This is a genomic window from Phenylobacterium composti DSM 19425, from assembly GCF_059568645.1.
This window is the reverse complement of the sequence record NZ_JCANTT010000011.1, coordinates 41732-63925: the sequence shown is the minus strand read 5'-3', so window position 1 is coordinate 63925 and position 22194 is coordinate 41732. Positions and strand designations below refer to the sequence as shown.

General features: G+C 70.2%; 22 protein-coding genes. 11 read left to right on the top strand and 11 right to left on the bottom strand.

The window, feature by feature from the left end:
• Nucleotides 1-90 precede the first annotated feature (90 nt).
• Nucleotides 91-1536 (top strand): transcription termination factor Rho, encoded by a 1446-nt coding sequence (gene rho, locus BO64_RS03235; RefSeq protein WP_496401836.1) that lies wholly within the window; start codon nt 91-93, stop codon nt 1534-1536.
• A gap of 230 nt (nt 1537-1766) precedes the next feature.
• On the opposite strand, the gene BO64_RS03230 is transcribed toward rho, so the two are convergent.
• Together BO64_RS03230 and BO64_RS03225 are read right to left on the bottom strand one after the other, a co-directional pair.
• On the bottom strand, nt 1767-2735 hold the full coding sequence (locus BO64_RS03230; RefSeq protein ID WP_496401835.1) for a quinone oxidoreductase family protein: 969 nt from the start codon (nt 2733-2735) through the stop codon (nt 1767-1769).
• Entirely contained in the window at nt 2735-3430 is a 696-nt protein-coding gene (locus BO64_RS03225; protein ID WP_496401834.1) for a dienelactone hydrolase family protein, read from the bottom strand. The genes BO64_RS03230 and BO64_RS03225 overlap by 1 nt, the downstream gene beginning before the upstream one ends.
• A 97-nt stretch (nt 3431-3527) precedes the next feature.
• Between BO64_RS03225 and BO64_RS03220 the strand changes: the two genes are divergently transcribed.
• The 6 genes from BO64_RS03220 to BO64_RS03195 all read left to right on the top strand — a co-directional run bounded on the left by BO64_RS03220 (nt 3528) and on the right by BO64_RS03195 (nt 9375).
• Nucleotides 3528-3770 (top strand): DUF6489 family protein, encoded by a 243-nt coding sequence (locus BO64_RS03220; protein WP_496401833.1) that lies wholly within the window; start codon nt 3528-3530, stop codon nt 3768-3770.
• Entirely contained in the window at nt 3767-5104 is a 1338-nt protein-coding gene (gene mnmE, locus BO64_RS03215; RefSeq protein ID WP_496401832.1) for a tRNA uridine-5-carboxymethylaminomethyl(34) synthesis GTPase MnmE, read from the top strand. Before BO64_RS03220 ends, mnmE begins: the two co-directional genes overlap by 4 nt.
• An 85-nt stretch (nt 5105-5189) precedes the next feature.
• Complete coding sequence (gene mnmG, locus BO64_RS03210; protein ID WP_496401831.1) at nt 5190-7040, top strand: tRNA uridine-5-carboxymethylaminomethyl(34) synthesis enzyme MnmG; 1851 nt, start codon at nt 5190-5192, stop codon at nt 7038-7040.
• 5 nt (nt 7041-7045) lie between these two features.
• Nucleotides 7046-7687, top strand: coding sequence for a 16S rRNA (guanine(527)-N(7))-methyltransferase RsmG (gene rsmG / locus BO64_RS03205; protein WP_496401830.1), 642 nt, complete (start codon nt 7046-7048; stop codon nt 7685-7687).
• On the top strand, nt 7671-8495 hold the full coding sequence (locus BO64_RS03200; RefSeq protein ID WP_496401829.1) for a ParA family protein: 825 nt from the start codon (nt 7671-7673) through the stop codon (nt 8493-8495). The genes rsmG and BO64_RS03200 overlap by 17 nt, the downstream gene beginning before the upstream one ends.
• A gap of 4 nt (nt 8496-8499) precedes the next feature.
• Complete coding sequence (locus BO64_RS03195; protein WP_496401828.1) at nt 8500-9375, top strand: ParB/RepB/Spo0J family partition protein; 876 nt, start codon at nt 8500-8502, stop codon at nt 9373-9375.
• Between the two features lie 130 nt (nt 9376-9505).
• Here BO64_RS03195 and holA read toward each other — a convergent pair whose 3' ends face one another.
• The 4 genes from holA to BO64_RS03175 all read right to left on the bottom strand — a co-directional run bounded on the left by holA (nt 9506) and on the right by BO64_RS03175 (nt 14304).
• Nucleotides 9506-10558: a DNA polymerase III subunit delta gene (holA, locus tag BO64_RS03190; protein ID WP_496401827.1), complete on the bottom strand. Its 1053-nt coding sequence runs from the start codon at nt 10556-10558 to the stop codon at nt 9506-9508.
• Between the two features lie 4 nt (nt 10559-10562).
• The gene (gene lptE / locus BO64_RS03185; protein ID WP_496401826.1) at nt 10563-11090 is read right to left on the bottom strand and encodes an LPS assembly lipoprotein LptE; all 528 of its coding nucleotides are present in this window, start codon (nt 11088-11090) and stop codon (nt 10563-10565) included.
• Entirely contained in the window at nt 11087-13681 is a 2595-nt protein-coding gene (gene leuS / locus BO64_RS03180) for a leucine--tRNA ligase (protein WP_496401825.1), read from the bottom strand. Before leuS ends, lptE begins: the two co-directional genes overlap by 4 nt.
• A gap of 155 nt (nt 13682-13836) precedes the next feature.
• Nucleotides 13837-14304 (bottom strand): DUF3576 domain-containing protein, encoded by a 468-nt coding sequence (locus BO64_RS03175; RefSeq protein ID WP_496402447.1) that lies wholly within the window; start codon nt 14302-14304, stop codon nt 13837-13839.
• 275 nt (nt 14305-14579) lie between these two features.
• Here BO64_RS03175 and BO64_RS03170 point away from each other — a divergent pair, with 275 nt between their 5' ends.
• Complete coding sequence (locus BO64_RS03170) at nt 14580-14963, top strand: NtrZ family periplasmic regulatory protein (RefSeq protein WP_496401824.1); 384 nt, start codon at nt 14580-14582, stop codon at nt 14961-14963.
• On the opposite strand, the gene BO64_RS03165 is transcribed toward BO64_RS03170, so the two are convergent.
• Complete coding sequence (locus tag BO64_RS03165; RefSeq protein WP_496401823.1) at nt 14953-15438, bottom strand: thiamine phosphate synthase; 486 nt, start codon at nt 15436-15438, stop codon at nt 14953-14955. The genes BO64_RS03170 and BO64_RS03165 overlap by 11 nt on opposite strands.
• A gap of 118 nt (nt 15439-15556) precedes the next feature.
• Between BO64_RS03165 and BO64_RS03160 the strand changes: the two genes are divergently transcribed.
• Nucleotides 15557-16213: a YggS family pyridoxal phosphate-dependent enzyme gene (locus BO64_RS03160; protein ID WP_496401822.1), complete on the top strand. Its 657-nt coding sequence runs from the start codon at nt 15557-15559 to the stop codon at nt 16211-16213.
• Between the two features lie 42 nt (nt 16214-16255).
• Here the strand turns inward: BO64_RS03160 and BO64_RS03155 are convergent, their stop codons facing one another.
• Nucleotides 16256-16759: a L,D-transpeptidase family protein gene (locus BO64_RS03155; RefSeq protein WP_496401821.1), complete on the bottom strand. Its 504-nt coding sequence runs from the start codon at nt 16757-16759 to the stop codon at nt 16256-16258.
• A 48-nt stretch (nt 16760-16807) separates the two neighbouring features.
• On the opposite strand from BO64_RS03155, the gene BO64_RS03150 reads away from it, so the two are divergent.
• Complete coding sequence (locus BO64_RS03150) at nt 16808-17491, top strand: response regulator transcription factor (protein WP_496401820.1); 684 nt, start codon at nt 16808-16810, stop codon at nt 17489-17491.
• A gap of 107 nt (nt 17492-17598) precedes the next feature.
• On the opposite strand, the gene BO64_RS03145 is transcribed toward BO64_RS03150, so the two are convergent.
• Together BO64_RS03145 and BO64_RS03140 are read right to left on the bottom strand one after the other, a co-directional pair.
• Nucleotides 17599-18405, bottom strand: coding sequence for an exodeoxyribonuclease III (locus BO64_RS03145; protein ID WP_496401819.1), 807 nt, complete (start codon nt 18403-18405; stop codon nt 17599-17601).
• Between the two features lie 256 nt (nt 18406-18661).
• A complete protein-coding gene (locus BO64_RS03140; protein ID WP_496401818.1) occupies nt 18662-19324 on the bottom strand; it encodes a LolA family protein in 663 nt (220 codons plus the stop codon).
• An 82-nt stretch (nt 19325-19406) separates the two neighbouring features.
• Here BO64_RS03140 and BO64_RS03135 point away from each other — a divergent pair, with 82 nt between their 5' ends.
• Nucleotides 19407-19679, top strand: a complete 273-nt coding sequence (locus BO64_RS03135) for a UvrB/UvrC motif-containing protein (protein WP_496401817.1) — start codon at nt 19407-19409, stop codon at nt 19677-19679.
• A gap of 54 nt (nt 19680-19733) precedes the next feature.
• Here BO64_RS03135 and BO64_RS03130 read toward each other — a convergent pair whose 3' ends face one another.
• Nucleotides 19734-22115 carry a DNA translocase FtsK gene (locus BO64_RS03130; protein ID WP_496401816.1) on the bottom strand — a complete coding sequence of 794 codons (2382 nt, stop codon included), beginning with the start codon at nt 22113-22115 and terminating at the stop codon, nt 19734-19736.
• Nucleotides 22116-22194 lie beyond the last annotated feature (79 nt).

Below are 22194 nucleotides of genomic sequence, written 5' to 3'. Positions count from 1 at the left end.
CCGACATCCAGGCTCCGCCAAGGACCTGACCATCTTCCACAGACCGCCCGGACCCTGTCCGGCGCGGCCGAAATCCCGAGCGGATTCAACATGCAAGACGAAACCCAAGACACCCCCGAGACCGAGGTCCCGGAAACCGAGGCCGTGGACGTCGGCGCTGCGGAGCTTCTCGCCGGTGCGCCCGAGGCTTCGGCGGAAGACGCCGCCGCCCACGAGGCCGAGGCCGACGACGAACCCAGCGAGGCCGCCAAGGCCATCGCCGCCATGGGGCTGTCGCAGATGAGCCTTCAGGAACTGAAGGACAAGTCGCCCGCCGACCTCCTGGCGTTTGCCGAGAAGCTTGAGGTCGAGAACGCGAACTCCATGCGCAAGCAGGACATGATGTTCGCGATCCTGAAGACCCTCGCCGAGGAAGGCGTGGAGATCTCGGGCTCGGGCACGCTCGAGGTGGTGCAGGACGGCTTCGGTTTCCTACGCTCGCCCGAAGCCAACTACCTGCCGGGCCCGGACGACATCTATGTGAGCCCCTCGCAGATCCGGAAGTTCGGCCTGCGCACCGGCGACTCGGTGGTGGGCGCGGTCCGCGCGCCGCGCGAGGGCGAACGCTACTTCGCCCTGGTCAGCGTCAACCAGATCAACTTCGAGCCGCCGGAAAACGTGCGGCACAAGGTGCTGTTCGACAACCTGACGCCGCTCTACCCCGACGAGCGGCTGAAGATGGAGATCGACGATCCCACCCTGAAGGATCGTTCGGGCCGGGTCATCGACATCGTCGCCCCGCTCGGCAAGGGCCAGCGGTGCCTGATCACCGCCCCGCCGCGGGTCGGCAAGACGGTGATGCTGCAGAACATCGCCAAGTCCATCGAGACCAACCATCCCGAGTGCTATCTGATCGTCCTGCTGATCGACGAGCGCCCGGAAGAAGTCACCGACATGCAACGCACGGTGAAGGGCGAGGTGATCTCCTCGACCTTCGACGAGCCGGCGACGCGCCACGTGCAGGTGGCCGAGATGGTCATCGAGAAGGCCAAGCGCCTGGTCGAGCACAAGCGCGACGTCGTCATCCTGCTGGACTCGGTCACCCGCCTGGGCCGCGCCTACAACACCGTGGTGCCGTCCTCGGGCAAGGTGCTCACCGGCGGTGTCGACGCCAACGCCCTGCAGCGGCCGAAGCGCTTCTTCGGCGCGGCGCGGAACATCGAGGAGGGCGGCTCGCTGACGATCATCGCCACCGCCCTGATCGACACCGGCAGCCGCATGGACGAAGTCATCTTCGAAGAGTTCAAGGGCACCGGTAACTCGGAAATCGTTCTCGACCGGAAGGTGGCCGACAAGCGGATCTATCCGGCCATCGACGTGCTGAAGTCCGGCACCCGGAAGGAGGAGCTGATCACGCCGAAGGAGCACCTCCAGAAGACCTACATCCTGCGGCGCATCCTCAATCCCATGGGCGCTCAGGACGCCATCGAGTTCCTGCTCGACAAGCTGCGGCAGTCGAAGAACAACGAGGAGTTCTTCCAGTCCATGAACACCTGATCACGGCGATCAGAAAAGTTCAGCGATTTCAGGGGCTTCGGGAAACCGGAGCCCCTTCGCTTTGGAAAATTGGCTCTGTGGCGAATTTGGCGGCCGCGATCGAGGGGTCGTGCGTCGCCCTGCGCCACAGCGCGGCCTCTGTTTCACGTGAAACGCGGCGTGCAAGCCAGGCCGGAGACCGGCCGGCGGTCGGAAATGAGGTTTCCTAACCGCCGGCCGTCCCAGTGGGCTCAGGGGATCAGCAGGCTCGCGCCGACCGTAGCCCGCGACTCCAGGGCCTCATGGGCCTTGGCGGCGTCGGCCAGCGGGAAGGTCTGGCCGATCTCCACCTTCACCTTGCCGGACGCGATCATGTCGAACAGCGCCGCGGCGCTGGCGTCCAGTTCCTCGGTGGTGGCGACGAAGTCGAAGAGGGTGGGGCGGGTGAACACCAGGCTGCCGCCCCGCAGGAGACGAAGGGGCTCCACCGCCGGCGCCGGGCCCGAGGCGTTGCCGAACGAGACGAACCAGCCCCGGCGCGAAAGGCTGCCGAGCGTCGCCTCGTAGGTGTCCTTGCCCACCGAGTCATAGGCCACCGGCACGCCCTTGCCGCCGGTGATCCGCCGGACCTCGGCGGCCACGTCCTGCTCCCGGTAGAGGATGACGTGGTCGGCGCCCAGGTCGCGGGCTCGGGCGGCCTTGGCCTCGGAGCCGACGGTGGCGATCACCTCCGCGCCGATGGCCTTCAGCCACTGGACCATGATCTGGCCAACCCCGCCGGCGGCGGCGTGGACCAGCACCGTCTGGCCGGCCTGCACGGGATAGCAGCGGCGGATGAAGGCCTCGACCGTCATGCCTTTGAGCAGGGCGGCCGCGGCGGTGCGCGCATCCACGCCGTCGGGAACCCGAACAACCCGGTCGGCGGCCATGACGTTGGCCTCCGCATAGCCGCCGAAGCCGCCGGCATAGGCCACCCGGTCGCCGGCCTTGAAGCGGGTGACGCCTTCGCTCACCGCCTCGACCACGCCCGCAGCTTCGCCCCCGAGGGTGGTCGGCAGCTTCACGGGGTAGAGGCCGCTGCGGTGGTAGGTGTCGATGAAGTTGATGCCGATGGCTTCGTGGCGGATCAGCACCTGGCCCGGGGCCGGGGAGGGGGTGTCGACCTCCACCAGCTCGAGCACGTCGGGGCCGCCGGTGCGGCTGAACTGGATGGCCCGCATTAGCCGAGGACCTTCTTGAAGAAGGCCGCGGTGCGCTCGTTGGCGAGCTTGGCGTCGGCCTCGTGATAGTGCTCGCCGCCCTTGCGGGCGAAGGCGTGGTCGCGGTCGGCGTAGGTGTGCAGCTCGACCTGCGGATGGTGGGCCAGGGCCTGGAGAATGATGGCCTGAGCCTCCTTGGGGACGAACTGATCCTTCTCGGCCACATGCATCAGCAGCGGCCGGGTCAGCTTCTCGGCCTCGCCCACGCGGTTCTCGATGCCCACGCCGTAGTAGGCGACCGAGCCGTCCGCGTCGGTGCGGGTGGCGGTGAGGAAGGCCAGGAGGCCGCCCAGGCAATAGCCCACGGCGCCGGCCTTGCCGTTGCACTGCGCATCGGCGCGGATGGCCTTGAGGGTGGCGGCGATGTCCTTCACGCCCTGGTCCACGTCAAAGGCGTTGAACAGCTCGAAGGCCTTCTTCCACTCGGCCTCGGACTGGTCGGTGATGTCGACGCCCGGCTCGATCCGCCAGAAGAGGTCGGGGCAGATGGCCAGGTAGCCCTGGGCGGCGAGGTCGTCGGCGATGTCGCGCATCACCTTGTTCACCCCGAAGATCTCCTGGATCACCACGACGGCGGGAGCCTTCTGCGCCGCGGGGCGGGCCACATAGGCGCTGAACTCGCCGTCGGCCGTGGTGATGGTGGTGCGTTCGCCCATGTCTTCTCTCCCGTATGCAAAGCCTATCGGCGAAGGGTACTAGCGCGACGCGGCCCCTCGCGGCCATATGGAACCTCCAGTACGAGGGCACGACGCCATGAAGATGACCATCGAGGTGGACTGCACGCCGGAGGAGGCGCGCCGGTTCCTCGGCCTGCCCGACGTGAGCGGCCTGAACGAGCATCTTGTGCAGGAGATGGGCAAGCGGATCGACGCCAATATCGCCCTCCTGTCGCCCGAGGACTTCCTGAAGAACTGGATGAACTTCGGCGTGGGCGCCCAGGAGCAATTCCGCAAGATGATGGAAGCGGGCCTCGGCGGGGCCGCGCCCAAGGAATGAGCGACACCATCTTCGCCCCCGCCACGGCGGCGGGGCGCGCGGCGGTGGCGGTGGTGCGGGTGTCCGGGCCGGACGCCCGGCGCGCGGTGGCGGCCCTGGCCGGCGCCGTCCCGCCTCCGAGGCTCGCCGCCGTGCGCCGCCTTCGGGACGGGGCAGGCCGCTACCTCGACGAAGCCCTGGTGCTCTTCTTCGAGGGCCCGGCCAGCTACACCGGCGAGGACGCCGCCGAGTTTCATGTCCATGGCGGGACGGCGGTGGTGGGCGCCCTGGTGCAGGCCCTGTCGGACCTCGGCTTGCGGCTCGCCGAGCCTGGGGAGTTCACCCGCCGCGCCTTCGAAAACGGCAAGCTGGATCTCGCTCAGGCCGAGGGGGTCGCCGACCTGATCGACGCCGAGACCGAGGCGCAACGGCGCCAGGCGCTGGAACAGCTGGGCGGCCGACTGTCCAGGGTGCAGGCCCGCTGGTCCGACGCCCTGACCGAAGCCCTGGCGATGTTCGAGGCGGCGGTGGATTTCCCGGACGAGGAGGTCCCCGCCGATGTGGCCGCCCGCGCCCGGCCGGTGCTGCAGGGTCTGATCGGGGAGATCGAGGCCGCCGTTGGGGACGTGTCCCGCGGCGAGCGGGTGCGCGAGGGATACCGGATCGCCCTGGTCGGAGCGCCCAATGCCGGCAAGAGCACCCTGCTCAACGCCCTGGTGGAGCGTGAGGCCGCCATCGTCACCCCCCACGCCGGCACCACCCGCGACGTCATCGAGGTTCCGCTGGTGCTGGGGGGGTACAAGGCTCTGCTGGCCGACACGGCCGGCCTGCGCGAGACCGCGGAGGAAATCGAGGCCGAGGGCGTGCGCCGGGCCCGGGCCTGGGCCGAGGCCGCGGACCTTCGCCTGTGGCTGGTGGATGGCTCCGCCGATGGCCTGCCGGGCCTGCCGGACGAAGTGGGGGATGGCGACATCTGCCTGATCACCAAGCGCGACCAGCCTGTGGGCGCCGCCGGCGCCTGGGCGGCGGAGGTCTGCCGGCGGATGGGCATCCCCTCCGCCGAGGTGACCGCCAGGGGGCCAAGCGATGTGGCCTGGATCCGCCAGCTGCTGACCGAGCGGGTGGTGGAAGCCCTGGGCGGGGCGGAGCCGCCGGCCGCTACGCGCCTTCGACACAAGGAGCTTCTGGAGGCGGCGGCGGAACGGCTGCGCCACGCGCTCTCGCACGATGAAGCCCTCGAGCTCGCCGCCGAGGACGTGCGCCTTGCGGCCCGGGCTCTCGACCGGATCACGGGCCGCATCGATCCCGAGGCGGTGCTGGGCCGGATCTTCTCAACCTTCTGCATCGGCAAGTGAGGCGCTGTTTCACGTGAAACAGCGGCCCCGTCGCGACGACGTTTCACGTGAAACCGCGGCCGCCATGGACTATATGAGCCGCCTCATGACGACCTGGGACGTGATTGTCATCGGCGGCGGCCACGCGGGCTGCGAAGCGGCCGCCGCTTCCGCCCGCTTCGGTGCGCGCACCCTGCTGCTCACCCACAAGATCGAGACGATCGGCGAGATGAGCTGCAACCCGGCCATCGGCGGCCTGGGGAAGGGGCATCTCGTCCGCGAGATCGACGCCCTGGACGGCCTCATGGGCCGCATGGCCGACGTCTCGGGCATCCAGTTCCGGATGCTGAACAGGTCCAAGGGCGCCGCCGTGCGCGGGCCGCGCTCTCAGATCGATCGCAAGCTCTATCGCGAGGCCATGCAGGCCGAACTCGCGGCCACCCCGAACCTGACTATCAAGGCCGAGGCGGTGGAGGATCTGCTTGTGGAGGACGGTCAGGTCGCTGGCGTCGCCGGCGCCGGGGGCGAAATCTACCGCGCCGGCCGGGTGGTGCTGACCACAGGCACCTTCCTCAAGGGCGTGATCCACCAGGGCGAAACCCGCATTCCCGCCGGCCGCATCGGCGATGCGCCGGCCATCGGCCTGTCCGATCGCCTCTATGCCCTCGGCCTCGCCATGGGGCGGCTGAAGACCGGCACTCCCGCGCGCCTGGACGGATCGACCATCGCCTGGGATCGGCTGGAGATGCAGTCGGCCGACGACGAGCCGATCCCGTTCTCGTTCCTCACCGACCGGATCACCGTGCCGCAGATCCAGTGCGGCATCACCTACACCACGGAAGAAACCCACCGGATCATCGCCGAGCGCCTGGAAGAGAGCGCCGTCTATGGCGGCCGGGTGTCGGGGCGCGGCCCGCGCTACTGCCCTTCCATCGAGGACAAGGTGGTGCGCTTCCGGGACAAGACCAGCCACCAGATTTTCCTTGAGCCCGAGGGCCTGGACGACACCACGGTCTATCCCAACGGCATCTCCACCTCGGTCTCCACCGAGACCCAGGACCTCTTCCTGCGCACCATCCCCGGTCTCGAGAACGTGGTGGTCAAGCGCCACGGCTATGCCATCGAATACGACTACGTCGATCCGCGGGAGCTCTACCCGACGCTGGAAGTGAAGCGGCTCCCCGGCCTGTATCTCGCCGGCCAGATCAACGGCACCACCGGCTATGAGGAGGCGGGGGCGCAGGGCCTGGTGGCCGGCCTTAACGCGGCCCGCGCGGCCTCGGGCGCCGAGCCCGCCCGGTTCGCCCGCGACGAGGCCTATATCGGCGTCCTGATTGACGACCTCGTGACCCGCGGCGTCACCGAACCCTATCGCATGTTCACCAGCCGCGCCGAATTCCGGCTGACCTTGCGCGCCGACAACGCCGACCAGCGGCTGACGGGCAAGGGGGTCGAGCTGGGCGTCGTCGGCTCGCGCCGGGCCGGCGTGTTTCACGTGAAACAGAAGGCCTTGTCCGACGCCCGGGTCTTGGCGCGGCAGCTCAGCCTGACGCCCGCCGAGGCCCAGAAGGCCGGCCTGCCGGTGAAGGCCGATGGCCAGCGCCGCGACCTGCTACAGCTGCTTGCCTATCCCACCATCGGCTTCGACGACCTCGCCCGCATCTGGCCGCAGATCGGCGAGTGGCCCGCGGCGGTCCGCGAGCAGGTGGAGATCGACGCGGCCTATGCCGGCTATCTGGACCGCCAGGCCGCCGACGCCGAGGCGTTCCGCCGCGACGAGGATCTGCGCCTTCCGGCCGACCTGGACTACGCCGCCATCGGGGGCCTCTCTAACGAGGTGCGCGAAAAGCTGGCCGCCGTCCGGCCGCTCACCCTCGGCCAGGCCGCCCGGATCGAGGGCGTGACCCCCGGAGCGCTCACCGCGCTCCTGGCCCACGTCCGCCGTCGCGCGGCCTGACCTCCATGATCGTCACGGACGCCGCCTCGTTCGCCGCCGCCGCGAACGCCACCGAGGCCCGGGTCGCCGACCTGAGCCGGTTTCTGGATCGCCTGGCCGAGGGCAATGAGGTGATGAACCTCGTCGGGCCCAAGACCATCCCGGACTTCTGGAACCGCCACGCCTGGGACTCGGCCCAGCTGCTGAAGTTCGCCCCGGAGGCCCTCGTCTGGGCTGATCTCGGGGCTGGCGCTGGCTTCCCGGGCCTGGTGCTCGCCATCCTCGGCAAGGGGCGCGATGGCTTTCACGTCCATCTGGTGGAGAGCATGGCCAAGCGCTGCCGCTTCCTCTCCCAGATCGTGGCCGAGCTCGACCTGCCGGCCACGGTGCACAATGAGAGGGCGGAAAACCTCGACTTGGCTGTGGACATTGTCACCGCACGGGCTTGTGCACCGCTCGTCCGCCTGTTGGGGTATGCCCGGCCCTACCTGAAGTCAGGCGCGACGGGGCTGTTCCTGAAGGGACAAGATGTAGCGGCTGAAATGAGCGAAGCCGCTAGATCTTGGGAATTCGAGGCGGATGTCATACCGTCGAAGAGTGACGAGCGGGGCCGCATCGTGCGAGTGAAGAGCCTGGGAAGGGAGCGGGGCCGTGGCCGAAAAGTCTGACCGGGCGCTCCGCATCCTGGTGGTCGCCAACCAGAAGGGCGGCGTGGGTAAGACCACCACCGCCATCAATCTCGGCACCGCCCTGGCCGCGGTGGGCGAGAAGGTGCTGCTGATCGACAGCGACCCGCAGGGCAACGCCTCCACCGGCCTCGGGGTCGGCCGGGCCCAGCGCAAGCACACCCTCTATGACGTGCTGATGGGCGAGCGGCCGGTGTCCGATGCGGTGGTCAAGACCGCGGTCCCGGGTCTCGATCTGGTGCCCGCCGATCCCGACCTGTCGGGCGTCGAGCTGGAGCTGGGCCAGCAGGCCCGCCGCTCGTTCAAGCTGCGCGACGCCCTGAGCCCGCTCCGGGAGAGCGGCGCCTATACCTATGTGCTGATCGACTGCCCGCCGTCGCTGAATCTCTTGACGGTGAACGCCATGGCCGCAGCCGATGCGGTGCTGGTGCCGCTGCAGTGCGAGTTCTTCGCCCTGGAGGGCCTGACCCAGCTCATGCGCACCGTCGACCTGGTGCGCGGCAGCCTGAATCCGGCGCTGGAAATCCAGGGCGTCATCCTGACCATGTACGACCGCCGCAATTCGCTGTCGGAGCAGGTGGCGGGCGATGTCCGCGCCCACTTCGGCGACACGGTCTACCAGACGGTGATCCCCCGCAACGTGCGGGTCTCCGAGGCGCCGTCGTTCGGCAAGCCGGTGTTGGTCTACGACCTGAAGTGCACCGGCAGCCAAGCCTATCTGAAGCTCGCCCGCGAAGTGGTGCTGCGCGAGCGTGAACGCCGCAAGCGTGTCGCGGCAGAGGTGATTTGAGGTTATGGCGGAGAAGCGTGGACTGGGCCGGGGCCTGTCGGCCCTGCTGGGCGAGGCCGAGGAGATCGAGCATGCGGCCGATCCTCAGGCCGGGGTGCGTGAAATCCCCATCGAGCTGATCCACCGCAACATCGACCAGCCGCGGCAGCATTTCTCGGACGCCGAGATCGCCGAGCTGGAAGCCTCGATCCGCGAGCGCGGCGTGCTGCAGCCGATCCTGGTGCGGCCGTCGCCGAAGACCCCCGGCGAATTCGAGATCGTGGCCGGGGAACGCCGCTGGCGGGCCAGCCAGCGCGCCGGCCTGCACGCCATTCCGGCCCTGGTCCGCAACGTCGACGACAACCTCTCGTTCGAGATCGCGGTGGTCGAGAACGTCCAGCGCGCCGACCTCAACGCCATGGAAGAGGCTAGGGCCTATCAGGCCCTGATGGGCCGGATGGGTTACACCCAGGAACAGGCCGCCGAGCGTGTGGGCAAGAGCCGCAGCCATGTGGCCAACACCATGCGTCTGCTGCAGCTGCCCGAGCGGGTGCAGGAGTATGTTGTCACCGGCCAGCTCACGGCGGGTCACGCCCGGGCGCTGCTCACCGCCGCGGACCCCGAGGGCCTGGCCGAGCAGATCATCGAGAAGGGCCTGTCGGTCCGCGACGCCGAAGCCCTGGCCAAGCCGGCCGCCGGCGGGGGCGGGGAGGGCGCCAGGAAGGCCAGCGGCCCGAAGCGCGCCAAGGACGCCGACACCGCCGCCCTGGAGGCCGATCTGGAGGACGCCCTCGGCATGGCGGTGGACATCGCCGACCGCGGCGGCGTGGGCGAGCTGAAGATCCGCTACGCCAACCTCGAACAGCTGGACGAAATCTGCCGGCGCCTGACCCGCCGCTGAGCAAGGCGGCGCGGAGCCCCCCTCTGGGGGCGGCGGCCCGAAGGGCCGGAGGGGGCCCCGTCCGCGGCCTCAGGCAGGCCCCTCAGTCGCTTCGCGACAGCTCCCCCGGAGGGGGAGCCTCTGTTTTCCTCTAAAGCCCCAGTCGCCGGGCCCGGCCGGCGATGGTGAGGGCCAGGCGCTCGGCGATCAGGCGATCAGGGGAGCCGGCGGTCTTGCAGGCCTTGTCCGCCGCCAGCACCTCGGGCTGGATGCGGTCGAGCTCCTCCAGGCTCCAGGTCCGCGCCTGGCGCAGGAACTCCCGCTCCTGCTTCCAGAACACCCCTGAGGCCTTGGCGGCCTCCTGCAGGCCGGCGCCGGCCTTGGCCAGGGTCAGGGTGCGGCGAAGCTTCGCCAGGTGCATGCCGATGGCCCGCACGGCGGCGGGGCCGCTCTCGCCCTCCTGCGCCGCCCGGCGGAGGCCGGCCTGGGCCTCGGCGAGGCGACCGCCGAAGGCGTCGGCGGCGGCGTCGAACAGGCTGGCCTCGGGCTCCACGCCCAGGAACGGCTCCAGGTCGGCGGGGGTGGCCACGGTCCCGCTGCCGGGGCCGAGGTAGAGGGCCAGGCGCTCGATCTCGGCCTTGGCGACCCCGCGCTCCTTGGGCAGGCGCTGGACGAACATCTGCAGGGCCTCGGCGCTGAGCGACACCTGGTCCCGGGCTAGGGTGTCGCGCACCAGCCGGGCCACGTCGCCGGGCTCGTCCTCGTAGCAGGGGATGGTGGCGCAGGCGTTCGCCTTTTCCCCGGCCTTGCGCAGGGCCGAACTGCGCTCGAGGTTGCCCGCCTCGATCAGGAAGAAGGCGTCGGGGTTCAGCTCTCCGGCCGCGTGACGCTCCAGCGCCTCGGCCACCGCCTTGTCCACGGCGGGTTTCTCATTGGAGAGGCGCAGGCGCACCAGGCGGCGTCCACCCATGAGCGACTGGGCGGCGAGCTCGCCCTCCAGCCGCGGCGGATCGTCGGCGACGTCGCCCTCGGTGAGGATCGCCACGTCGAAGGGATCGTCGGGATTGGGGACGATCCTGGCGGCCAGGGCGTGGCCCCGGTCGCGCACCACGCCGATATCGCGGCCGTAGATGAGCGCCGCGCGGATGGCCGGATCGGGCTTGCCGAGGAACCGCTCGATGTCGGGTCGGCGGCTGAGGATCATGCGGTCAGCTTGCCGCGCGGCTGCGGCCCGCCCCGGGCGGCGGCGCCCCGTTGGCGAGCCACACGGCCAGTTCCAGCTCGATGCGGCGGGCGGCCTCCTCGGCGGCCCGGTCCTGGGCGTCCTGCTGGGCCGAGATCGAGGCGTAGGGCTGATCGGCGGAGTCGTAGGTCAGCTCCACCCGCACCCGGCCGCGCTTGGCCACCGCGCCCGAGGCCCGCGAGACCAGGACATAGTCGGCGGTCAGGACGTATTCGTAGCGGGTCGCCACATTGTCGATGCGCACGCCCCGGGGGTAGCGGGCTTCGCCCACCGACAGCTGCATGGTGTAGGTGGTCGGCGCGCCCCGGTTGCGGCCGAGGGCGTCGTCCAGGTGCTGGCCGATCAGGAAGCCGGTGCGACCGTCCGGCGCCTCGACCTCGATCCCGGCCAGGTTCGAGGTCACCCCCGCCTCACCGTACAGCGGCTGAAACCCGGCGCAGCCCGAGAGGGCCAGGCCGGCGACGGTGAGGGCGAGGAGCGCAGCCTTCGTCATGCCGCCACGATATTCACGATCCGGTCCTTGACCACAATGATCTTGCGGATCGTCAGGCCCTCCAGGCGGGCGGTGATCTCGGGATCGGCGAGGACGATCTTCTCCACCTCGGCCGGCTCGGCGCCGGCCGGGGCGGTGATCTCGCCGCGGCGCTTGCCGTTCACCTGCACCGGCAGGATCTTCACCGCATCCTCGGTCAGGGCCGGGTCGTACTCGGGCCAGGGGGCCTCCACGACCATGCCCTCGCCGCCGATGTGCGCCCAGCATTCCTCGGCCAGGTGCGGGGTGAAGGGCGCAATCAGCCGGGCGAAGGCCTGCAGGGCCTCGTGGCGGGCGGCCAGCAGCACCGGATCGCCGTCGATCACCGGCGTCGCCTTCAGGACGTTGAGGAACTCGTACAGCCGGGCGATGCCCGAATTGAACCGGAACGCCTCGATGGCCTCGGTCACCGCCTTGATGGTGCGGTGGGTCTGGCGGCGCAGCTCGCGGGCGGCGTCGGTCTCGTCCTTCAGCGGATCCTTCCAATCGATCCCGCCGGCCGGGTGGGCGTCGAACTCGTCCCACACCCGGTTGACGAAGCGCCAGGCGCCCTGGACGCCGGCGGACGACCACTGGAAGTCCCGTTCGGGCGGGCTGTCGGAGAGCACGAAGAGACGGGCGGCGTCGACGCCGTACACCTGGAAGATCTCTTCCGGCGCCACCGTGTTCTTCTTGGACTTCGACATCTTCTCGACGTCGCCGATGATCACCGGCTCGCCGCCGTCGATCAGGCTGGCGCGGCGGCTCTTGCCCTCGACCACCACCTCGACGGCGCCTGGCTCGACCCATTCGCCGTTCTGCCGGCGGTAGGTCTCATGGGTGACCATCCCTTGGGTGAACAGGCCGGCGAAGGGCTCGCGCACGTTCAGCAGGCCTTCGTCGGCCAGGGCCTTGGTGATGAAGCGGGCGTAGAGCAGGTGCAGCACCGCGTGCTCGATGCCGCCGATGTACTGATCCACCGGCAGCCAGTAGTCGGCCGCCGCCGTGTCGATGGGCTCCTGGGCGTCCGGATTGGCGAAGCGGGCGAAATACCAGGAGCTGTCCACGAAGGTGTCCAGCGTGTCGGTCTCGCGGGTGGCCGGGCCGCCGCAGCCGGGGCAGGTGGTGTGCTTCCACGTCGGATGGCGCTCGAGGGCGTTGCCCGACTTGCCGAACTCGATGTCAGCGGGGTGGGTGACCGGCAGTTGCTCCTTCGGCACGCCGACCACGCCGCACTTTTCGCAATGCACCACCGGGATCGGGCAGCCCCAGGCGCGCTGGCGCGAGACGCCCCAGTCGCGCAGGCGGTAGACCGTCGCGCCCTGGCCAGCGCCCAGGGACTCGATGCGGTCGATGGCCGCGGCCTTGGCGGCCTCCACCTCTAGGCCGTTCAGGAAGTCGGAATTGTAGATCGCGCCGGGGCCCACATAGGCCTCGTCGCCCACGTGGAAGGTGGCCGGATCCCCGCCCGGGGGCAGCACCACCGGCTTCACCGGCAGGCCGTACTTGCGGGCGAAATCCAGGTCGCGCTGGTCATGGGCCGGGCAGCCGAAGATCGCCCCCGTGCCGTAGTCCATGAGGATGAAGTTGGCGATCCAGACCGGCAGCTCCCAGTTCGGGTCGAACGGGTGCTTCACGCGCAGGCCGGTGTCGTAGCCGATCTTCTCGGCGGTCTCGATCTCGGCCTCGGAGACCGCGCCCTTCCGGGCCTCGGCGATGAAGGCGGCGGCCTTGGGGTCCCGCGCCGCGACCAGCTCGGCCAGCGGATGGTCGGGCGCCACGCCCACGAAGCTCGCGCCGAACAGGGTGTCCGGCCGGGTGGTGTAGACCTCGACTCCGTCCGCAAACGTCTCGGGAGCCTCGCCGGCGAAGCGGAAGTGCAGGCGGCAGCCCTTGGAGCGGCCGATCCAGTTCTCCTGCATCGTCCGGACCTTCTCGGGCCAGCGATCCAGCTTCTCCAGGTCGTCCACCAGCTGGTCGGCGTACTGGGTGATCTTCAGGAACCACTGGGCCAGCTTGCGCTTCTCGACCGGCGCGCCCGAGCGCCAGCCCTTGCCGTCCACGACCTGCTCGTTGGCCAGGACCGTCTGGTCCACCGGGTCCCAGTTGACGACGCTTTCCTTGCGGTAGACGAGGCCGCGCTTGAACAGCTCCAGGAACCAGGCCTGCTGCTTGCCGTAGTATTCGGCGTCGCAGGTGGCGAACTCCCGGCTCCAGTCGATCGACAGGCCGAGCTCCTTCAGCTCGGCGCGCATGCGCGCGATGTTGTCGTAGGTCCAGGCCTTGGGGTCGACGCCCCGCTCCATGGCCGCGTTCTCGGCCGGCAGGCCGAAGGCGTCCCAGCCCATGGGATGCAGCACCGAGAACCCGCGGGCCCGCTTGAACCGCGCGATCACGTCGCCGAGCGCATAGTTGCGCACATGGCCCATGTGCAGGCGTCCCGACGGGTACGGGAACATCTCCAGCACGTAGTACTTCGGCTTGTCCGGATCGATCTCGGCGCGGAACGACTGCGCGGCGGTCCAGCGCTCACGCCACTTGGGTTCGGTTTCTTTGGGATTGTAGCGGGCCATGAGGGGCCTTTGGACTGAGGTTGGTCGTCCGGTCAACCATTCCTCCCCATAGGGGAGGCGGCCCGAAGGCCGGAGCGCGCTTCAGGCCGCGGGGCCGAGGCCCCGTTTCGGGTCGCTTCGCCGGTGGCCGCCCCAAGGGTGCGACCGGCCGGGCGTCAGCCGCGGATGTTCGAAAGCCGAAGCTGACGGGCGCGCGAGAGAATGGCGTTCTCGAGGTCGGCCTCAGTCTGGCCGGCGGCCTGGGCGTCCACCCAGTTGCCGGCGGCGTCGCGCACCTGCTTGAACACCGACACGTTCAGGCCGTCGGCCCGCAGCCGCGAGTCCAGGATGTAGACGGTGGCCTTGAAGCGCTCGTTCGGCGTTTCCGGGTTCACGTACCAGTCGGTGATGATCACGCCGCCGTAGGGGTCGGCCGACGCCAGGGGCATGAACGCCAGGGTGTCGAGGCTCGCCCGCCACAGGTAGCCGTTCACCGAAATCGGGGACTGCGCGGTCTGGGAGGACTTGCCGCCGCCGGTGAAGGGCAGTTTCGGCCCGCTGGAGCAGGCGGTCAGGGCGAGGGCGCCCAAGGCCGCCACGCCGAACATCAGACCACGCTTCCACTCAACGCGCACAAACGGCATATGCATCCGTCTCCAATGATCTTTCCGCAGCGCAAGGACGCCACGGCGCCGCCCCGCGCCGCGCCCTCTATAACAACGCCGAGACTGACGCCAAACAGGAATCGCGTGGCGGCAGCGCCACAGCTTTAGGCGATCTGACATGGTTGGGAGCCAAGCGCTTAAGAGTCGGTTGACCTGTCCGGTGCGGCATCTCTAATCGGCCGCGAGATCGCAAACCTTCGCCGTGGGGGCGGCCTGGGGATGCGGTGATGGGGCTTAGGGGTTATATGTTGGTCATGTCGGTTGGCCGCATCAGTGCGATCCTCGCCGCCGCCGCGCTGCTCGGCGCGACGGGTGGAGCGGCGCACGCCGCCGACAAGGGCAAGCGCATCGACTTCTCCGTGAAGTCCGAACCGGCCGCCGCGGCGCCCGAGGCGGGCCGGGTGCAGGTCTATGACGCCAGCAAGGGGCGTTTCGGCGTCACCCTCGGGGTGCGCCAGTCCGAGGCCCGGGAATCCACCCTCAACGACGTCCAGGCCGGCGCCTATTTCCGCATCACCCCGTCGCTGCGGGTCGGCGGCTCGGTGGCCCTGGGCGAGCAGGAGCTGACCCCGCGCGCCAACCAGGCCCGCCCGGCCGACGCGCCGAAGGTCCGGCTGGAATCCAGCTTCAAGTTCTAAGGCCGTCCACGGCCGCCAGTCCGACCACGCCCGCGCCCAGCAGGCGGCGGGCGGTTTGCGCGTTCACCCCGCCAAGGGCGTAGGCCGGACGCCCGGACGCCCGCACCATCGCCGCCAGCCGCAACGGACCGAGGGGCGTCCCCGCCGAGGCGCTGCGCGAGGGAAACACCGCCGAGACCACCACCGCATCCGGCCCCGCCGTCCGCGCCGCGGGGAGGGAATGGGCGGCCGCAGTGACGATCCAGTCCGGACGCCGGCGCTTCAGCGCCGCCGCCCGATGGGCCAGGCGCTCGGGCAGGTGGACGCCGTCGGCGCCGACCCGCGCCGCCAGGGCCGCGTCCTGGCCGATCAGCAGGACAAGGCCCCGGGCCCGCGCTACCTCCTTCAACCGCCGGGCCGTGGCCTCGGCGGCGGCCGATCCGAAGCTGCGATAGACGATGGCGGCCCCGGCAGGCAGCCGGGCCGCGGCGGCCACGGGATCGGGCGTCCGCGCCGGGTCGGTGAAGCACAGCAGGGCGGGGAGGGCCTTCCGCAGCCGCCTGCGGGCCGGTAAGAGCCGGGCCGTCCGCTCCAGGGTCCAGAACGCCTCCGAAATGACTGCGCCTCCTGCCTATTCCGACGTCGTGGCCCGGATCGCCCGCGCCGCGCAAGCCTGTGGCCGCGATCCGGCCGAGGTCACCCTCGTGGCGGTGTCCAAGCAGCAGCCGTGGGAGGCCGTCGAGCCGGTCCTCGCCGCCGGCCAGCGGGTGTTCGGCGAGAACCGCGTCCAGGAGGCCATGGGCCGCTGGGACGGCCGGGCCGAGGGCCTGACCCTCCACCTGATCGGCCCCCTGCAGTCCAACAAGGCCAAGGAGGCGGTGGCCTTCTTCGACGTGATCGAGAGCCTGGACCGTGACCGGCTGGCCCGCGCCCTAGCCGACCAGGTGCAGAAGCAGGGCCGCAGCCCGCGCCTCTATGTGCAGGTGAACACCGGCGAGGAGCCGCAGAAGGCCGGGGTGATCCCCGCCGAGGCCGACGCCTTCATCGCCGCCTGCCGCAAGGACTACGGCTTCGCGATCGAGGGGCTGATGTGCATCCCGCCGGCCGCCGAGCCGCCGGGGCCGCACTTCGCCCTCCTGGCGAAGATCGCCGCCCGCAATGGCGTCGAGAAGCTTTCCATGGGCATGAGCGACGACTTCGAGACCGCCATCCGCTTCGGCGCCACCAGCGTCCGGGTCGGCTCGGCGGTGTTCGGGGCCCGGGCCGCCTAGGGTCGTCTCGCAGGACGCCGGCCCCGCCGGATCACCACGGCGTCAGGGCCGGATCTCCAGCGCGTCGCCCGGCTGGGCATGGGTCAGGAGTTCCTCGAGGTCGGCCCGCTCCACCGCCACGCAGCCTTCCGTGGGCGGATAGCCCGGCCGGCACAGGTGCAGGAAGATGCACGAGCCCAGCCCCGGGACCGGCGGGTCGTCATTGTGCCCCAGCACCACCACGATGTCGTAGACGTCATCCTCCCGCCACAGCCGCTCGGCGCTGGCGGGGTAGGGCAGCTTCACATGCCGGTTGTAGGCGGGGTCGGCCGGGTCGTCGCACCAGCCGTCGTCCTCGCTCATGGTGTGGACGCGCAGGGCGCTGGCGGGCGGCGGCCCCTTGTCCGGCCGGTACCAGACCTCCCGCAGGGGCCAGATTCCCGCCGGCGAGGCGCCGTCGCCTTCCCGCTTCTCGGCGGCCGGTTTCACGCCTGCGGGGCCCAGGGCGCAGCGCACCTTCCGCTCGCCCAGGTCCAGCCATCCGTCGGAGGTCGCCGTAAAGATCAAGACGCAAACCCTTTGCCCGGGAGCCTGCATATGGTGTTTGTTCTAACCATGGCTCAACGCAAGACCCTCCTCATCGTCGACGACGACCAGGACCTTCGCGGGGCGATCGCCGAACAGCTTCAGGCCGAGGGGTTTGAGACGGTCGAGGCGCCGACCGCCGGTGACGGCGTCCGTCTCGCCTCGGAGTGCAAGCCCGACCTCGTGCTGCTCGATGTGGATCTGCCCGACATGGACGGCCGCAGCGCCTGCCGGCAGATGCGCCAGAACGGCGTCGCCGCCCCGGTGATCATGCTGACCGCCGCCGCGGGCGACGATGACACGGTCCAGGGCCTGGAGGCGGGGGCCAACGACTATGTCACCAAGCCCTACAAGTTCGCCGTGCTGCTGGCCCGCATCCGCGCCCAGCTGCGCAGCCACGAGCATTCCGAGGGCGCGGTCTTCCGCCTGGGCGCCTACGAGTTCCGCCCGGCCGCCAAGCTGCTGATCGACGAGAAGCAGAAGAAGATCCGGCTAACCGAGAAGGAAACCAACATCCTCAAGTACCTCTACCGGGCCGGCGACAAGGCCGTCTCGCGGGAGGAGCTGCTGGCCGAGGTCTGGGGCTACAACGCCGGGGTCACCACCCACACCCTCGAGACCCATGTCTACCGGCTGCGGCAGAAGATCGAGCCCGATCCGGCCAACGCTCGCCTGCTGCTCACCGAGGCCGGCGGCTACCGTCTCGCGCCCTAGCCGAGGTGGTTGATCGTCCCCCACGGGGGGACACGGCCCGCAAGGCCCGAAGGGCCCGGGCCGTTCGCGAGGGCCTCCGGAAAGGTCGCCTCTACAGCCCGTCGCCTCTACAGCACCAGGTCGGCGGTCACCGGCGCGTGGTCGCTGGGGCGCTCCCAGGCCCGGACGTCTTCATGCACCCGGCTGGCGGCCGCGCCGAGCCGGAAGGCGGCGTCCTTCAGGCCCGGACTCACCAGGATATGGTCCAGGCGCAGGCCGCGGTTGGACTTGCGGAAATCCGCCGCCCGATAGCTCCACCACGAGGCCATCTTGGTCGGCTCGGGGATCGTCTCCCGGGGCAGGTCGATGAAGTCGAGCGAGGCCTTCAGGGCCGCGAAGGCCTCCACCTCCACCGGCGTGTGGCTGACGATCTTCGACATGTACTTGTGGTTCCAGACGTCGAACTCGCCCGGGGCCACGTTCAGGTCGCCGACGATGGCGATGGGCTCCTTGCGGTCGCGCCTGGCCAGCTCGGCGGTGAGCTTCTCGTAGAAGTCGAGCTTGTGGTCGAACTTGGGGTTCTCCGCCCGGTCGGGGATGTCGCCGCCGGCAGGGATGTAGAAGTTGTGGATCTCGACCCCGGCCACCTTGGCGCCCACGCAGCGGGCGTGACCCTCGCGGCAGACGTCCAGCCTGGGCGCGTCCTCGATCGGCAGGCGTGAGGCGATGGCCACGCCGTGCCAGCCCTTCTGGCCGGCGATCCGGACATGGGGCAGGCCCATCTCCTTGAAGGCGTTGAGAGGGAAGTCGCCCTCGCGGCACTTGATCTCCTGCAGCGCCAGGACGTCGGGCGCCTGTTCCTGGACGAAGCGGGCGACCTGCTCGACGCGCAGGCGGACGGAGTTGACGTTCCAGGTGCAGAGGCGAAGGCGCATGGCGCTCATTTAGGGCGTCGCGCCGGTTTCGGGAACTTGCGCAAAGAAAAGCCCGGGCGATGGCTGGCGCCCGGGCGTTGAAAGTGGTCTCTCATGCCGCCGCCGGGAGGGGATAGTTCCGGCACGGACACGCCCGCACACCCTGCGCGAGCGACGTGGTGGCAATATCGCAACAGTTCGACAGAAAGTCAAAGGGCTTCCGCGATATCGCTTGCCTGTGATTCAGAAATCACATTCGCCGGGCAAATCACCCGACTCAGACCTTGCCGCGGCCGACATTCTTGGGCCGCGGGTCCTTCAACACGAACAGCGAGCTGGCGAGGCCCGAGACGCGCTGCAGGTCCTGCAGCTGCACCCGGGTCTGGCGGTTCTGGGCGTCGGTGACGGTCCAGCCCGTGAGGGTGAGCTGGGGCGTCTCGCGGAAGGTGAGGGTGATCTGGCCCGCCGTGCGCTTGGTCCCGTCCCGGGCGGTGATCGAGAAGCCGTCGGCCTGGCGGGTCACCCGGGTCACTGACACGCCCTGGTCCAGGCGGATGTTCTTGGCCAGGAAGACGGCCAGCGGCGTCGCCGACAGCGGATAGCGGTCGAAGGTCTTCAGGCGGGTGTCCTGCACCGACACCACGCCCCCGTCCGAGACCACCAGCAGGCCCGAGGGCGGGTCGTAGTCGAACCGCGCCTTGCCCGGCCGCTTCAGATAGACGTCGCCGGTCACCGAGCGGCCGCGGCCGTCGGTCTGGACGAACCGCGCCTTGGCCTCGGTCAGGCCCTGGAGATAGGTCGCCGCGCGCTCCACCAGGGCCCGGTCGGCGGGCGACAGAGCCCCTTGCGCGCCCCTTGGCGCGCTCCCTTGCGCGAAGGCGGGGGCGGCGAAGGCGCTGGCGACGAGCGCGAGGCTCAGGCTGCGGCGGTCGAGCGTCATGCGAAACTCCATGCGCGGGCTTCCTATCGGGCGCAAGCGGCGGCAATAGGGCTCAAATAGGGAGGCTGCCGCAACGCTTCCCATGACAGGGTGTTCCGAGGCCATGGGCGCGATCGAGGAGCTGGAGCGGCGGATGGCCGAGGCGGCGCAGGCCGGCGACTTCGAGACCGCCGCCCTGTTGCGGGACGCCATCGGTCGCCTGAAGCGGGGGGAAAGCAACCTCGTGGAACAGACCCCCGGACGGATGGGCCTCGGCTCCAGCCAGGAGATGTACCGCCGCGACCCGAAGGCGCCCCTGCCGCGAAAGCCCGATCCCATGACCAAGGGCCACAAGCCGGGCGGCCGGCGCCGCTAGGCGATCCGCCCGCGCCGGGGCAGGCGGCCCTCGGCGCCCGGAGGGGTCGCGAACCTATGGCGGGGCGCTGACCAGGATCTCCCGCTTGCCGGCGTGGTTGGCCGGGCCGACGACGCCTTCCTGCTCCATGCGCTCCATGATCGAGGCGGCGCGGTTGTAGCCGATCTGCAGGCGGCGCTGGATGTAGCTGGTCGACGCCTTGCCGTCCCGGGTGACGATGGCCACCGCCCGGTCGTAGAGGTCGTTGGCGTCGCCCGTGTCGCCGCCGAAGCCGAGGTTCGGGCCCTCGTCGCCCTCCTCGTCGCCGCCGGCCGTGACCTCCTCGAGATAGCTGGGCGCGCCCTGTTCGCGCAGGAACTTGGCCACCGCCTCCACCTCGCCGTCCGAGACGAACGGGCCGTGCAGGCGGGTGATGCGGCCGCCGCCGGCCATGTAGAGCATGTCGCCCTGGCCCAGCAGCTGCTCGGCGCCCTGCTCGCCCAGGATGGTGCGCGAGTCGATCTTGGACGTGACCTGGAAGCTGATCCGGGTCGGGAAATTGGCCTTGATGGTGCCGGTGATGACGTCCACCGACGGCCGCTGGGTGGCCATGATCAGGTGGATGCCGGCGGCCCGGGCCATCTGGGCCAGCCGCTGAACGGCGCCTTCGATGTCCTTGCCGGCCACCATCATCAGGTCGGCCACCTCGTCGATGATCACCACGAGGTATGGCATGGGCTCAGGCACGATCTTCTCGGACTCGAAGATCGGGCGGCCCGCGTCGTCGAAGCCGGTCTGCACCGTGCGCTCGAAGTGTTCGCCCCGGGCCACGGCTTCCCGGGCCCGCTCGTTGTAGGAGGCCACGTTGCGGACGCCGATCTTGGACATCCGCCGGTAGCGGTCCTCCATCTCGCGCACGGTCCACTTCAGGGCGACGATGGCCTTCTTCGGGTCGGTCACCACCGGGGCCAGCAGGTGCGGGATGCCGTCATAGACCGACAGCTCCAGCATCTTGGGGTCGATCATGATCAGCCGGCACTGCTCGGGCGGCAGCCGGTAGAGGATCGACAGAATCATGGCGTTGACGCCCACCGACTTGCCCGAGCCGGTGGTGCCGGCGATCAGCAGGTGGGGCATCTTCGACAGGTCGGCCACATAGGGCTCGCCGCCGATGGTCTCGCCGAGAACGACCGGCAGGGCCTGGCCGCCCCGCTCATATTCCGGCGAGGCCAGCAGTTCGCGCAGATAGACCGTCTCGCGCCGCTGGTTGGGAAGCTCGATGCCGATGGCGTTGCGGCCCGACACCACCGAGACGCGGCAGGCGGCGACGCTCATGGAGCGGGCGATGTCGTCGGCCAGGGCCACCACGCGGGCCGACTTCACCCCGGCGGCCGGGACCAGTTCGTAGAGGGTGACCACGGGGCCGGGTCGGATCTGGTCCACCTGGCCGCGGACGCCGAATTCGGCGAGCACGCTTTCCAGCAGCTGGGCGTTCTGGCGCAGGGCGCCCTCGTCGAACTGCGCGGCCCGGGCGGGGGCCTTGGCCAGCATGGACAGCTCGGGCAGGCGGAAGCCGCCGGGCTGGACGAATTCGAAGGTCGCCTGGGCTTCCTTCTGCTCCCGGGCGCTTTCCCGGGGCGGCGCCTTGGGCGCCTTCACCTTGGGCTCGGAGCCGGAGGCCACGGGAACCACGGGCGGGGCGGGCGCCTCGTCGGCCTCGAAGGGGGCGGCGTCGGGAATGACGCTGTCCAGCGGCCGGCGGCGGGCGGCCCGGGGCTGCTTCTCCGGCTTTTCAGGCCTAGCGGCCTTCAGTTTCGGCTTGAAGGCCTCGGCCGTGGCGTGACCCACCCCGGCGCTGATCCCGCGCAGGTCGAGGCGCGAGAGGCCCAGGGCGTAGCCATAGGCCACGAGGCCGGCCGCGGCCAGGACGCCGCCGGCGACGCCCTCGGCGAAGGGGATCCGGGCATAGGCGATCAGGGCGGCAAGGCCGCTCAGCATCGCCTCGCCCCAGAAGCCGCCCAGGCCCTTGGCCAGCGGCCAGGCGGCGGGCGGGGCGGGCCAGGCGAGGGCGGCGGCGATCGCCAGCACGCCCAGGGTCCCGAAGAGGCCCCGCAGGCGCAGCCGGCCGCGGCTGGCGTCGGGCGTGGGGTCGGCCACGCGGGCGAGGCCCAGGACCACCAGCAGCAGGGCGAGGAGCCCCGACACGATCCCGAGGGACTGCACGCCGATGTCGGCCAGCACCGCCCCGGCGCCGCCGAGGGCGTTCCTGGGTTCAGCGCCGCTGGCGGCGTTCAGGCTCGGGTCGGCGGCGTTGTAGGTCGCAAAGGAGACCGCCAGGATCACGCCCACGGCCGCCGTCAGGCCGCCGCGCAGCCGGGCGGTGTTGGGGTGGGCCCATACGAGCCTGGCGATATGGAGGATCAGCTCCACGCCGGTCTTCCGCGCCACGCGCGCCATGCCCTCGAATCCCCTGAAGACGAACCTTCGCCGAAGGCTCCTGTTTGGCGGTCCAGGCGTTAATGGGCGTTTACCAAAA

Bases quoted from the DNA above. Each gene is read 5' to 3' on its own strand.
- BO64_RS03150 (WP_496401820.1), top strand. From the start codon at position 16,808: ATGGCTCAACGCAAGACCCTCCTCATCGTCGACGACGACCAGGACCTT.
- rsmG (WP_496401830.1), top strand. From the start codon at position 7,046: ATGATCGTCACGGACGCCGCCTCGTTCGCCGCCGCCGCGAACGCCACC.
- mnmE (WP_496401832.1), top strand. From the start codon at position 3,767: ATGAGCGACACCATCTTCGCCCCCGCCACGGCGGCGGGGCGCGCGGCG.
- lptE (WP_496401826.1), bottom strand. From the start codon at position 11,090: ATGACGAAGGCTGCGCTCCTCGCCCTCACCGTCGCCGGCCTGGCCCTC.
- BO64_RS03220 (WP_496401833.1), top strand. From the start codon at position 3,528: ATGAAGATGACCATCGAGGTGGACTGCACGCCGGAGGAGGCGCGCCGG.
- BO64_RS03230 (WP_496401835.1), bottom strand. From the start codon at position 2,735: ATGCGGGCCATCCAGTTCAGCCGCACCGGCGGCCCCGACGTGCTCGAG.
- BO64_RS03130 (WP_496401816.1), bottom strand. From the start codon at position 22,115: ATGGCGCGCGTGGCGCGGAAGACCGGCGTGGAGCTGATCCTCCATATC.
- BO64_RS03195 (WP_496401828.1), top strand. From the start codon at position 8,500: ATGGCGGAGAAGCGTGGACTGGGCCGGGGCCTGTCGGCCCTGCTGGGC.
- BO64_RS03170 (WP_496401824.1), top strand. From the start codon at position 14,580: ATGTCGGTTGGCCGCATCAGTGCGATCCTCGCCGCCGCCGCGCTGCTC.
- leuS (WP_496401825.1), bottom strand. From the start codon at position 13,681: ATGGCCCGCTACAATCCCAAAGAAACCGAACCCAAGTGGCGTGAGCGC.
- BO64_RS03160 (WP_496401822.1), top strand. From the start codon at position 15,557: ATGACTGCGCCTCCTGCCTATTCCGACGTCGTGGCCCGGATCGCCCGC.
- BO64_RS03175 (WP_496402447.1), bottom strand. From the start codon at position 14,304: ATGCCGTTTGTGCGCGTTGAGTGGAAGCGTGGTCTGATGTTCGGCGTG.
- holA (WP_496401827.1), bottom strand. From the start codon at position 10,558: ATGATCCTCAGCCGCCGACCCGACATCGAGCGGTTCCTCGGCAAGCCC.
- BO64_RS03140 (WP_496401818.1), bottom strand. From the start codon at position 19,324: ATGACGCTCGACCGCCGCAGCCTGAGCCTCGCGCTCGTCGCCAGCGCC.
- BO64_RS03225 (WP_496401834.1), bottom strand. From the start codon at position 3,430: ATGGGCGAACGCACCACCATCACCACGGCCGACGGCGAGTTCAGCGCC.
- BO64_RS03135 (WP_496401817.1), top strand. From the start codon at position 19,407: ATGACAGGGTGTTCCGAGGCCATGGGCGCGATCGAGGAGCTGGAGCGG.
- BO64_RS03145 (WP_496401819.1), bottom strand. From the start codon at position 18,405: ATGCGCCTTCGCCTCTGCACCTGGAACGTCAACTCCGTCCGCCTGCGC.
- mnmG (WP_496401831.1), top strand. From the start codon at position 5,190: ATGACGACCTGGGACGTGATTGTCATCGGCGGCGGCCACGCGGGCTGC.
- rho (WP_496401836.1), top strand. From the start codon at position 91: ATGCAAGACGAAACCCAAGACACCCCCGAGACCGAGGTCCCGGAAACC.